Genomic DNA, 11981 nt, shown 5'->3' on the forward strand with positions numbered 1-11981 from the left:
GAGGAGTGGGAAAAATGAAAAAAATTCTAGTAACCGGTTCTTTAGGGCAAATTGGTTCTGAACTTGTAATGAAACTTCGTGATGTATACGGCGCATCAAACGTTATTGCAACAGATATTCGTGAGACGGATAGTGATGTCGTAAAATCTGGTCCATTTGAAACGTTAGATGTAACTGATGGTCAGAAACTACACGATATTGCAAAACGTAATGAAGTAGATACAATTATTCATTTAGCAGCTTTACTTTCAGCGACTGCAGAAAAGAATCCGTTATTTGCGTGGAATTTAAATATGGGCGGACTTGTAAATGCGTTAGAAGCAGCACGTGAGCTGGAATGTAAATTTTTCACACCAAGTTCTATCGGTGCATTTGGTCCAACAACGCCAAAAGATAATACACCGCAAGATACAATTCAGCGCCCTACTACAATGTATGGGGTAAACAAAGTAGCAGGAGAATTATTATGCGATTATTATCATCAAAAATTTGGCGTTGATACGCGCGGTGTACGTTTCCCAGGTTTAATTTCTTACGTAGCTCCTCCAGGAGGCGGCACAACGGATTATGCAGTTGAAATTTATTATGAAGCAATTAAAAAAGGTACCTACACCTCTTACATTGCGGAAGGCACATACATGGATATGATGTATATGCCAGATGCACTGCAAGCAATTGTTTCTTTAATGGAAGCAGATCCAAGTAAGTTAATACATCGTAACGCTTTTAATATTACGGCAATGAGCTTTGAACCGGAACAAATTGCAGCAGCAATCCGTAAGCACATTCCGACGTTTACAATGGACTATGCTGTTGATCCAGCTCGTCAAACAATTGCTGATAGTTGGCCAAACTCAATCGATGCGACAGCAGCGAAAGAAGAGTGGGGCTTTAAAGCGGAGTATGACTTAGATAAAATGACAGCAGATATGCTAGCAAAGTTAAAAAAAAAGTTAACAGCTGAGTTAGTACTTAGTTAATGAAGAGAGCCGATTCGAATGGATCGGCTCTTTTTGTCGGCATAGCTAGAATTAGTCTAGGGAAGAGATAAGTTTTCTCGTTATATAGATTTTATATGGTTTGCATTCTTACTTTCTGATTCGGAGCTAGCTTCAGGATATTGCTGCTCTGTTTCTTCGTATTGTTTTTCATATTCGTAACTAAATGCTTTATGTGTTTTTTGATCTTTCTCCCAAGGAGTCGATTTTCCTAAATTTCTGTTAGTGGAAGAACCGTAAGGCCCCTCAGGAAACTCTTCGGGAATGATATATTCATGTCTTGCTTCAGCAGCTGTAACATCTGTATATTGTTCATCCTTTTTTGGGGACAAATGAAACATCCTTTCTAATATATTTAGTAGTAGACGCCTTCCTTAATATACCCAAAAAGGTTTTTATGAATTTTTCATTTCCTTTTCTTCTTGATAGAATTATTTATATATCTTCATAACTAATAGTATGAGCGAGTAGAATTGTATAGAAAATTGAACCAAATTTAGATACGTAAAAATACAAATAGGAGGAAATATATATGAAAAGAGTCGATGTTGTCTATTCATTAATTTATAATCAAGAAAAAAATCAAATATTAATGGTACATAATGTAGAACAAAATGCTTGGTCATTACCAGGTGGCGCAGTGGAAAAAGGAGAAACATTAGAAGCTGCAGCTGTAAGAGAGGCAAAAGAAGAAACAGGATTAATAGTAGAGATACAGGGGGTTGCTGCAATAAACGAAAAGTTTTTTACTGAGGTAAGTAACCATGCATTGTTGATTACTTTTCACGCCGATGTGATAGATGGGGATATTGCTGTGCAAGATGCAGATGAGATTTCGGTAATAGAATGGGTCGATGTGAAAACAGCAAACACGTGCTTTCCATATTATGATGGGGGAATTGAATCGTTATTAAAAACATCTATTCCATATAAATTTCAAAAGGAAACAAAATAGTACATGAAATTTTATCGGCGCTTTTTCAAAGATGTCGACTGTTTCTTACGTATATCGGCGCAAATTAAAATATATCAGCGATTCGACATAGGATATCGATCACTCGACAAATAACGATTAAAAAACAGGAGCCAAATGGGCTCCTGCTTGTTATTCAATCGTCTTCAGCAATAATTTCTTCAATAACGGCTTAATCTTTAAGCGTAAATCTTCAGCGTGGTTTGCAACTAAGAAATGATGATTATAAATATTTTTCATCAATTGATATGTTGCTTCTTTTGCTTCGCCTTCTTCGATGAAAATCCCGATGACTTCCATACCGCTTTTACGAGCAAGTTTAACCGCCTCGTGTGTATCTAAAATACCATCTTGTTGGTAGTCTAAAGCAGATGGTTCACCGTCTGTAAATACGAGTAGGAATTTGTGCTTCTCTGGTCGTTTTGCTAGTTTTTCTGAAACGATGCGGATAATGTAACCGTCGCGATTGTCTTCTTCTTCGCGAAGTTGCATTATTTCTGGACCAACGTTTGGAAGCGTTGAGTTTTTGTATGTTACCACTTCATGAATTACGTTTGGTTTATCTTCTGGTGTCGCACTAGAAGCATCTTCCCAGAATCCACTAATTGCATGTGGAATTTTTAATGATTTTAATGCTTCATGGAATAGAACAACACTTTTCTTCGTTTCTTCCATTTTGTTATACATAGAGCCAGAGCAGTCGACTAATAGTTGAAAGGCAACGTCAAGTTCTTGCGATTCTTGTCCTTTTTTATAAAACATACGTGGTTGTTTCTCTGTATAAATACGGAGGAACTTTTTACGGAGTCTTCCGTAATATTTATCACTATTTGCGTTTGTTTTATTTTCAATCGTCTTCTCAATGATTTTCTTTAACTCTTTTACGTCTTTATTAATGAGGGACTTAATCGCTTGGTAGTCCTTTTTCTCATCAGAGTTTGGCTTGCGTGCTTCTTTAAATGTATGGGAGGCACCGACGTTATATTTACCGTATATGCCTTCATTTTGACTAGAAGCATGGGAGGATCTTGCTTCTTCTGTATCAGCCCCATCAAAGTTAGATTGCGTACTTTTTTGCGAAGTCCCTTGTACAGAACCAAGCGCTTGATCGCCATCTTCAGACTCACGAGCAGTGTCACCCATCATATTTGTTTTTGTTCCGCTTTCTAATTCAAAGCGTAAAAAGTTCTCGTTTTCGTTATTTTTATTTTCACGATGCCATGTTGAGAAGCTTTCATTAATTTTATTTTTATTCTCATCATCTACGATTTGAGTATCATCATTTGCTAATTCTTCGACGCGACAGTTTTTTTCATCTGCAATGACAGATAAATAGAGTGGGGCATGTCCGAAATAGTTATTGATCATATCATTTTCCAGAAGACCTTCTAGACGATAGCGAATTTTTTCAACGACGTACATAGTATCTTCCGTACTACGTGCTTGGAATGTTTCGTGTAAAATCGTTTCAATTTGCTCGAAATATTCATTGTTGAACATTTCATATTTATCGCTCGTTAATGAAAGATAACATAAACAAAATAGACGATCACCGTGATAATTACGAACGCGGTTTATTTCATTTTGTGAGCCGAAGTAATTACGATACATTTCTTTTCGGCGCTTAAAAATATGTTTTGTGCCAGGACGTAAGCTTTTCACGATTTCCTCAACACGTAAATCTTCTAATAAAACAAATAATTGTGTTAAAAACTTTTTAAGCGGAGATTCTTGTAATTCAATTGCATAAGAGCGAATTAAAGTCATGTCCGAGTAATGTTTATTACCAAGTGCTTTTAAAAACACTTCACTTTTTAGTCCGATTACGGTATCTTCTTCTTTTCGATCATCCCAAAAGTGACTAATGACAACCTTGTTTTCTATTTCGTCGTAGTATGCTTTATAGCCATACTCAAGGTAGGCATCGTCTTCTTTTAGAAGGGCATACATTAAATTTTCCATTTGAAGAAACAGCGACGCATCAATTTTTTTGTCACTAAAAATTTGTCTCATGAATTATCCCTCAAAAAAGTAGCTTTCTGCTAATTCACGGACAGTCATTTGTTCTGTTTCATCATTTAATTTTGCGATGATGCTGCGCTCAATCGCACGCATAACAGGGATATATACACCTAAATCACATGCGTCGATAATTCCGCGAATACTTGCTGCTTCTTCACTGACGCGTCCATCACGAGCAAGTGGCATGAGGTCACTTACGAATGCTACAAATTTTCCAATCGTTGCAACGTCTTTTAATTTTGATTCAGACAGTAATAATTCTTTTAATGTATCACCTTGAATGTAAGGAACTTCAATGATGACGAAGCGGTTTTTTAATGCTTCGTTTAGTTCGCTCGTTCCAACGTAACCTTCGTTAATTGCCGCAATAACGCGGTACTCCTCATCACCATATACAACTTGTTGTGTAAATGGGTTTGTGATCATTTTACGGTAATCTAACGCACCGTGAAGAAGAGGAAGTGTTTCAGGTTTTGCCATATTGATTTCATCGATATATAAGAAATGGCCGTTTTTCATTGCTTTCATAAGAGGACCGTCAACGAAGGAAACTTCAGATGCTCCATCTTTTGTTTTTAAAGTATTGTATCCTAAAATACCTTCAACATCTAAATCGACAGAACAGTTAATACTGTGCATTGGTTTTTGGAATAAAGAAGATAGTGTTTCTGCAAGTACAGTTTTACCGCTTCCTGTCGGGCCTTTTAATAAAATGTTTTTGCCAAGTAAAAGTGCTGTAATGGCATCTTCAATAATGCTGCTATCTGATGCTTTATACATTTTTGTTCCAATTAAATGTGCATTTTCACCAGCTGCTTGCTTATTTTTGTCGTGAATTGTTGCTAATTGCTGTTTTAAATCAGCATGTATATGAAATTGTTCTAACATGTATTTCCCACCTAACATTATTTTCATAAAGTAAACAATACATCTTATGATAACTTGTTTTAATATGGTATGCAAAGAAAAGGAGAGGGAGGGGAATGTATCATTATAAAAGAAAAAAGTAATCAAATGTATTTTGATTACTTTTTAAAGTAAGGGTGAAATTAGACGCATTAGGGATTCCAGTATGCGTTTTCGAATACTACGCTTTTGAAATGATTCCCATCTGATTTCTATAGAATTGTTAAAGTCCTCTTCAAAATCCTGTTTAATATCGAGAACTGTTTTGGATTCGTATAACATTGCAATAATCTCATAATTAAGCTCAAAGCTACGAATATCCATATTTGCTGTACCAATTGATGCAATCTCATCATCAACAAGTACAATTTTCGCATGCATAAATGCATCTTTATAGCGATAAATAGAGACTCCAGCTTTTAAGAGTGGTGTAAAGTAGGATTGGGACGCTTGATCACTAATGATACTATCGTTTTTGCCTGGATATAGAACGCGGACATCAATTCCAGCAGTGGCGCTTAAACGCAATAATGTTAATGTTTCTTGATCTGGAATAAAGTAGGGCATTGCGATCCAAATGGATTTTTTCGCCGAGCCCATAGCGGCTAACAAAGCATTGCGAATGCTCTTATCATCGGAACTTGGACCACTTGCGATAATCTGAACGGCACTTTCTGCTTGAGGAATACCTTGTCCAGGAAAGTATTCTCTATTCATAAATGAATCCCAAGAATAGGTATTTAAACCGCTAGAAGCATATAGCCAATCCTCTAGAAAAACAGCTTGTAGTTTATACAATGCTTTTCCTTCTATTTTTAAATGGCTATCGCGCCAAATTGGAAACTTTTTCGAGCGGCCAAGATATTCATCACCAACGTTAAGTCCACCAGTAAAACCAATGACTCCATCTACAATAACAATTTTACGATGGTTCCGATAATTGACTGTTTCCAGTAGCCACGGTGAAAGAATGGGGTCAAATTCAACGATTTCAATTCCGGCTTCTTTCATCGGTTGTAAGAAGCGATTTCGCAGTGTATTACTTCCAAGTCCATCGTAAAGAAAACGCACGATGACGCCCGATTTTGCTTTTTCTATTAATGCATCCCGAATTCTTGTGCCGATTTCATCTGAACGATAAATATAGTATTGAATATGAATGTGATGCTGTGCATTTTCGATGGCCTGTATGATCTCGGTAAATGTTTCTTCTCCGTTTGTTAATAGCTTTGTTGTTGTTTCATCTGCGACAGGACCACCGCCAAATTTTTGGACAACTTTAGTTAAATGGGTAGACCGTTTATTTAATGAGGAAGGAAGTGCTACATCTAAACGCTTGCCTTCTAAAATCTGCCGGAATACATTTCGCTGTTCTTCTGCACGATGCAAATGTTTTGTTCTTCTCCAGCGACTTCGTCCAAAAAGTGCATACAATAGTACACCAACAACAGGAAGAAGCGCTAATACTAAAAACCATGCAAGTGTACTTTGTGGAGAGCGATTTTCGATAAAAATAATGAAGGAAATTCCTATAATCGTAATCGACCATAGTACACCAACAAATTTATATAAAGATATGACCTCTTTATTTAAGAGCATAAGTACAATTGCTACAAGTGTAAGTACAAATAGTAATTGAACGACACGGTTTTTCATATGTATATATTTCACCTATTCTTTCTTATGTATTACTTTATAGAAATTTAGTATAGCACCCTTATTATAAAACGTTTTGTTTTATCTGTACAAATCTAGATAAAATGCCCAAGCCTTCCGCATTTGTCCTGCATAGGGTGATAAGACGATTCGGGAAAAAATAACAAGGAGATTTTATTTGTAATCGTACACAATAGGAAAGAGGCATTTTAATATGAAATGGAGTTAGAGTTATATATATGCAAAAATATGTGCAATTGTATAAGCTACTTTTTGTTTTTACAGTATTATTTGGAAGTTGTTCTCCAGTGAATAAGAAGCCTTCTCCATCAGTAAAAATGGATGGGAAAGCAAATCAATATAAGATTCAACAAGTGAAACAAGAAACAGCAAAACCTTTACCAGAGAAAATTGTTTTATCACATGTTCCGTTTATAAGACAGCTTCCTGAATTAAAAAGAGGTTGTGAAGTAACGAGTTTGGCGATGCTACTTCAGTCAGCAAATATTCAAGTAGATAAAATGAGGTTAGCAAAGGAAATACATAAAGTTCCGTTTTGGATTGGAAATAAACATGGGCATCCAAACGAGGGGTTTGTTGGGAATATTTACACGTATTCTTATCCTGGATATGGAGCATATCATAAGCCAATTTATAAATTGGCACAGCAATATTTAGGGGAACGAGCAATTGATTTAACGGGAAAAGATATAGAGAGTATTTATACACAAATTCGTTCGGGGATACCAGTTTTAGTCATTACAAATTCTACTTTTCGGCGTCTTTCCGATGGTCATTTTCGTAATTGGGAAACGCCGCAAGGAATGGTTCGTATTACGTACTATGAGCATAGTGTGCTCGTAACCGGATATGATAAAGAAAAAGTATATGTTCATAATCCTCTTGGAGCAGAACCACATATCGCTGTTTCCAAAAATGAATTTCAAGCAGCTTGGGAGCAAATGGGGAAGCAAGCGATTAGCTATAAAAAAGAGCTTAAGTAATCGTATTTACTATGTAGATTCAAGTGCCGCTGGTTTATTTAACCGCTAAAAGTACAATTGATAAGGGGGAATCAAAGTTTCACTTTATTAGCATAGAAAGAGTTTCATGTGAAACAATATATAATGAAACTTTAATTAGTGGCGGTTTTCTTCATCCTCCACTGATTATTAGTTGAACGTTTCTTAGGAATAAAAAAAGCTGTGGGAAACACTCCAGTATATTTGGAATGTAGCCCACAGCTTCTGTTGTATTAGCTAGCTTTATTATTAGGCTGTTCTGAAGCAGAAGTAGATGAATTTTTCATAAGAATCGGGTAAAGAACGAGACCTAATACAAACAATCCAATTCCTAAGAAAAATGTTTTTAAATCAGCTGTTCCCGTTTTAATTACCCAAATGGAGTATAGGAGTGCAAGTACGGTAATGATTCCATCCTTTACTCGAGAGCCTGGTGTTATATCGTATGTCTCTCCTGTAACAACAAGCTTTAATTGGTATAGGGTAGAAACAAGGTATGGAATTAAATAAGCTAAAGTCGCAACAGCAATGGCAAAATTATAAGCTTCTGAAACAGTGCCAGATATTGTTGAGAACAAAAAAATTTGCGTCATAATATTTGTAATAAACAGTGATTTTGAAGGACTTCCTTTTTTATTCGTTTTTCCAAAAAATTTCGGGAAAAGTCCGTTCTTTGCTGCTTGATAAGGTACTTCTGAGCTAACAACAATCCAGCCAACAGTAGATCCAAATAATGATACAAGTGCAAGTAGTGCCATGATATAAGCACCCTTATTACCGATGGCTAGGTTTAAAGCATCTACTAAAGGTTTTTGTGACTCTTTTAAAGCATCTTGTGGAAGAGCACCCATTGTCAGTAGTGTAATTGCCATGTAAATAAGAAGAGCAATAATTAAACCGAAAATTGTTGCCTTTTTTACATCGCGCTGTGATTTTGCGCGATTCGATAGCATAACTGCTGACTCAATTCCTATAAATGCCCAAAGAGTTGCAATTGCAGCGGAATTTATTTGTCCGCCTAATGGAATCGATTTCCCAGCTTCATTCATAAATGTTTGACCATCGCCAAAATTAGAAACATTAAAAATAAATAATGTAATGACGATAAACATTGTAAATCCAATGATTTTTGCAATGGTTGCAAGCAGATTCATGTTACCAGCACTATCAATATTTTGAGAAAGAATATATTGAATGCCCCATAGCATTATGCTACATACAGCAAATGTTAAACCTTTTCCAAGTTCTAATGAAAATCCGTTTAGTGAAAAAAGAACTTGCTTACTTTGTAAAACTGGGAAGAATGTAGATAGGTATCCTGCAAATGAAATAATAACAGAAGCAGTTGCCGCCCAGTTTGCCGCCCAGTATCCCCATGCCATACTATATCCAGCAACTTTACCTGCCTTTTGAGAAGTAAACATTGCTTGTGCGTAACTTTGTGGCCCAGCCTTTAAATTTGGTTTACGTACGGCCAGGTTTCCAAATACAAGAGCAATCATAAATACACCAAGTCCTGTAATACTCCAAGCAAGTGTAGAACCCATTGGTCCTGATACTTGTGCTAAATTTGCTGGAAGCATAAATACGCCGCCACCAACCATATTTCCAACAACAAATGCTGTTAAAATCCATAACCCCCATTTTTTCGTTTCCATGTTTGTTTATCTCCTTTGTAGTAGTTTTGCTTATTCATCATCTTTTTACTAGCGTTTTTGAGAACAAAAAAAGAGCCATGTAGATAAAAATACCTACATGGCTCTTTGCCTAACGTAGGTACAACGGGAATAACCCTTGTACCTACGCGTGAATTTTCCGCTAGGTTTCAAGGGTTAAGTATGATGATGATGTTTTTGTGCAAATGTAACTACAGTTGTATTCGTAAGCATAGTTCTTTGCTCCCTTTCTCCTCTGATTTTGAAGTTAGTATACTACATGTTTTTTAGAATGAAAAGAGAAATGTGAAAAAAATTATAAAAATTCGTATTGATGACTAAATATTTATATAGATATTTCTTGTATTGGAAAATAATTGAGAGATTGGAATAGATTTTTGACATGCTATAATACAAATAGAATTAGAAGGTGACAAGGGGATATTCAAAATGATAAGTAAGTATGAACAAATTTATACGGAGATAAGTAATTCAATTGATAGTCGTACATTACAGGAGGGATGTAAAATTCCTTCTGAAACAGAGTTAATGAAGCAGTATGAAGCGAGTCGTGGAACAGTAAGAAAAGCGGTGGATTTATTACAGGAACGTGGATATGTACAGAAAATACATGGTAAGGGTGTTTTTGTTTTAAAACGAAAAAATATTGAATTCAACTTTGGTGGAATTGTGAGTTTTCAAGAAGAAAATGAAAGGTTGGGCCGCCATTGTATAACAAATGTTGTAGAGATGAAGGAGCTCGAAGCAACAAAAGATATAGCAAAATTATTAAACGTAAAGGCAAAAGCGAAGATAGATCATATTAAACGTGTTCGAAATATTGATGGAGAAAACGTGATTCTAGATGTAAACTATTTTGTATCTGAATATATTCCAGGATTATCAAAGGAAATTGCCGAGAAATCGATTTATAAATACATTGAGAAAGAATTAGGATTACATATTAGTTATTCACAACGTGTTATCGAAGTGCAGCCTTGTACAGAAGATGATCGTAAGTATTTAGATTTGAATGGAACAGATTATGTAGTCGTTGTAAAAAACTTTACGCACCTTTATGATGGAAGTCAGTTTGAATATACGGAGTCACGTCACCGACTTGATATTTTTCATTTTTCGGATGTGGCACGGAGAAAATAAAGAGATGAAACGATAGATGTTTCATCTCTTTTTGTGTATTTCGATAAAAAATAATGCAAACTCGTATATACGAGTGTTGACTAACTTATATATACGAGTTAATATGTAATTGTAAACGGTATCAAAAAAAGAAAAGAGGGACGGGATATGGGGAAAGATTATCGTCAAACAGCAGAAGAAGTGCTGAAATATATTGGTGGTAAAGAAAATATTGACCAAGCAGCTCACTGTGTAACAAGACTTCGTATCGCTTTAAAGGATGAAAGTAAAATAGATAGCGATAAACTGCAAGAAGTTTCCTTAGTAAAAGGAGCGTTTCATAACGCTGGTATATTTCAAATTGTTATTGGTCCAGGAGATGTAGATCGAGTATATGCAGAATTGATAACGCTTGCAGGTATGAAGGAATCGACAGTTGCGGATGTGAAGGATTCGGGAAATCAAAAATTAAATCCGATGCAAAAATTTGTAAAGATATTTTCTGATGTATTTATGCCGATTTTGCCAGCAATTGTTACAGCTGGTTTACTTATGGGGATTAATAATTTATTAGGTGCTAAAGACTTATTTTTTGAAGGGAAAAATTTATTAGAGGTATATCCAAACTTAGGCGGGCTATGGGATTTAATTAATATGATGGCAAATACCGCATTTGTATTCTTACCAGCACTTGTTGGTTGGTCTGCGACAAAACGTTTCGGCGGCAGTCCAATACTCGGGATTGTAATGGGGTTAATGCTTGTACATCCTGATTTATTAAATGCATGGAATTATGGAAAAGCATCGGCAGGACTAGATGGACAAAAAATTGAGTACTTTAATATTTTAGGATTGTTCCAAATTGAAAAAGTAGGGTATCAAGGACAAATTTTACCGATTTTAGCAGCAGCATTTGTGCTAAGTAAAGTTGAGATTTTCCTGAAAAAACGTGTACCAAATGCGATACAACTATTAGTTGTACCGATTACAACAATCGTTGTGACGGGTGTATTAGCATTAGGAGTTATTGGTCCAGTTACACGTCATATTGGTGACTTATTAACAGCTGGTTTAGTTGGTGTATATGAAACAGTTCCGGCAATCGGTGCGGTTCTATTTGGAGCACTATATGCACCATTAGTTATTACAGGTATGCATCATATGTTTATTGCAATTGATTTACAATTAATTTCACAAAATGGTGGTACATTTATTTGGCCAATGATAGCACTTTCTAATATCGCGCAAGGTAGTGCAGCACTAGCAATGTTTTGGATTTCAAAAAATCAAAATGATAAAAGTATGGCATCAACATCAGCTATTTCAGCGTACTTCGGTATTACAGAACCAGCAATGTTTGGTGTGAATTTACGAAATAAATTTCCGTTTTATGCAGCTATTACGGGATCGGCACTTGCGGCAGTATTTATCACGTTAAATGGCGTATTAGCACCGGCGATTGGAATTGGTGGTTTACCAGCATTTATTTCTATTATTCCGAAATCGATTCCAATGTTTGTAGTTGGGATGATAATCGCAGTAGTAGTTCCATTTGTTTTAACGTGGTTATTTGCAAAGCGAGTAAAACAGAAGTAGGAGGCAGTTTAGC

10 protein-coding genes are annotated in these 11981 nt (G+C 35.8%); 5 read left to right on the top strand and 5 right to left on the bottom strand.

Translation table 11 applies throughout. The features are described 5' to 3' along the window. The first annotated feature begins 14 nt into the window (after nucleotides 1-14). Nucleotides 15-980 (top strand): L-threonine 3-dehydrogenase, encoded by a 966-nt coding sequence (locus LOK41_RS15715; protein WP_241817349.1) that lies wholly within the window; start codon nucleotides 15-17, stop codon nucleotides 978-980. Between the two features lie 80 nt (nucleotides 981-1060). Here LOK41_RS15715 and LOK41_RS15720 read toward each other — a convergent pair whose 3' ends face one another. Beyond that, on the bottom strand, nucleotides 1061-1339 hold the full coding sequence (locus LOK41_RS15720) for a hypothetical protein (protein WP_241817350.1): 279 nt from the start codon (nucleotides 1337-1339) through the stop codon (nucleotides 1061-1063). Between the two features lie 191 nt (nucleotides 1340-1530). Here LOK41_RS15720 and LOK41_RS15725 point away from each other — a divergent pair, with 191 nt between their 5' ends. Then, complete coding sequence (locus LOK41_RS15725) at nucleotides 1531-1953, top strand: NUDIX hydrolase (RefSeq protein ID WP_241817351.1); 423 nt, start codon at nucleotides 1531-1533, stop codon at nucleotides 1951-1953. A gap of 150 nt (nucleotides 1954-2103) precedes the next feature. Here LOK41_RS15725 and LOK41_RS15730 read toward each other — a convergent pair whose 3' ends face one another. From LOK41_RS15730 to LOK41_RS15740, 3 genes are all read right to left on the bottom strand, one after another. Further along, entirely contained in the window at nucleotides 2104-3984 is a 1881-nt protein-coding gene (locus LOK41_RS15730; RefSeq protein WP_241817352.1) for a vWA domain-containing protein, read from the bottom strand. A gap of 3 nt (nucleotides 3985-3987) precedes the next feature. Then, nucleotides 3988-4881 carry an ATP-binding protein gene (locus tag LOK41_RS15735; RefSeq protein ID WP_241817353.1) on the bottom strand — a complete coding sequence of 298 codons (894 nt, stop codon included), beginning with the start codon at nucleotides 4879-4881 and terminating at the stop codon, nucleotides 3988-3990. Nucleotides 4882-5025: 144 nt separating this feature from the next. Next, nucleotides 5026-6555: a cardiolipin synthase gene (locus LOK41_RS15740; protein WP_241817354.1), complete on the bottom strand. Its 1530-nt coding sequence runs from the start codon at nucleotides 6553-6555 to the stop codon at nucleotides 5026-5028. Between the two features lie 239 nt (nucleotides 6556-6794). Between LOK41_RS15740 and LOK41_RS15745 the strand changes: the two genes are divergently transcribed. Beyond that, the gene (locus LOK41_RS15745) at nucleotides 6795-7559 is read left to right on the top strand and encodes a C39 family peptidase (RefSeq protein ID WP_174100307.1); all 765 of its coding nucleotides are present in this window, start codon (nucleotides 6795-6797) and stop codon (nucleotides 7557-7559) included. Nucleotides 7560-7810: 251 nt separating this feature from the next. Here the strand turns inward: LOK41_RS15745 and LOK41_RS15750 are convergent, their stop codons facing one another. Next, complete coding sequence (locus LOK41_RS15750; RefSeq protein ID WP_241817355.1) at nucleotides 7811-9235, bottom strand: amino acid permease; 1425 nt, start codon at nucleotides 9233-9235, stop codon at nucleotides 7811-7813. 447 nt (nucleotides 9236-9682) lie between these two features. On the opposite strand from LOK41_RS15750, the gene treR reads away from it, so the two are divergent. Both treR and treP read left to right on the top strand, forming a co-directional pair. Continuing rightward, nucleotides 9683-10393: a trehalose operon repressor gene (treR, locus tag LOK41_RS15755; protein WP_241817356.1), complete on the top strand. Its 711-nt coding sequence runs from the start codon at nucleotides 9683-9685 to the stop codon at nucleotides 10391-10393. A 147-nt stretch (nucleotides 10394-10540) separates the two neighbouring features. Further along, entirely contained in the window at nucleotides 10541-11968 is a 1428-nt protein-coding gene (gene treP, locus LOK41_RS15760; protein ID WP_241817357.1) for a PTS system trehalose-specific EIIBC component, read from the top strand. The last annotated feature ends 13 nt before the right edge of the window (nucleotides 11969-11981 follow it).

The sequence above is a fragment of the Bacillus sp. TL12 genome, from assembly GCF_022625245.1.
Lineage (GTDB): Bacteria > Bacillota > Bacilli > Bacillales > Bacillaceae_G > Bacillus_A.

What these genes read in the sequence shown, in the direction of transcription:
- LOK41_RS15715 (WP_241817349.1), top strand. Translation starts at nt 15, where the DNA reads ATGAAAAAAATTCTAGTAACCGGTTCTTTAGGGCAAATTGGTTCTGAA.
- LOK41_RS15720 (WP_241817350.1), bottom strand. Translation starts at nt 1,339, where the DNA reads ATGTTTCATTTGTCCCCAAAAAAGGATGAACAATATACAGATGTTACA.
- LOK41_RS15725 (WP_241817351.1), top strand. Translation starts at nt 1,531, where the DNA reads ATGAAAAGAGTCGATGTTGTCTATTCATTAATTTATAATCAAGAAAAA.
- LOK41_RS15730 (WP_241817352.1), bottom strand. Translation starts at nt 3,984, where the DNA reads ATGAGACAAATTTTTAGTGACAAAAAAATTGATGCGTCGCTGTTTCTT.
- LOK41_RS15735 (WP_241817353.1), bottom strand. Translation starts at nt 4,881, where the DNA reads ATGTTAGAACAATTTCATATACATGCTGATTTAAAACAGCAATTAGCA.
- LOK41_RS15740 (WP_241817354.1), bottom strand. Translation starts at nt 6,555, where the DNA reads ATGAAAAACCGTGTCGTTCAATTACTATTTGTACTTACACTTGTAGCA.
- LOK41_RS15745 (WP_174100307.1), top strand. Translation starts at nt 6,795, where the DNA reads ATGCAAAAATATGTGCAATTGTATAAGCTACTTTTTGTTTTTACAGTA.
- LOK41_RS15750 (WP_241817355.1), bottom strand. Translation starts at nt 9,235, where the DNA reads ATGGAAACGAAAAAATGGGGGTTATGGATTTTAACAGCATTTGTTGTT.
- treR (WP_241817356.1), top strand. Translation starts at nt 9,683, where the DNA reads ATGATAAGTAAGTATGAACAAATTTATACGGAGATAAGTAATTCAATT.
- treP (WP_241817357.1), top strand. Translation starts at nt 10,541, where the DNA reads ATGGGGAAAGATTATCGTCAAACAGCAGAAGAAGTGCTGAAATATATT.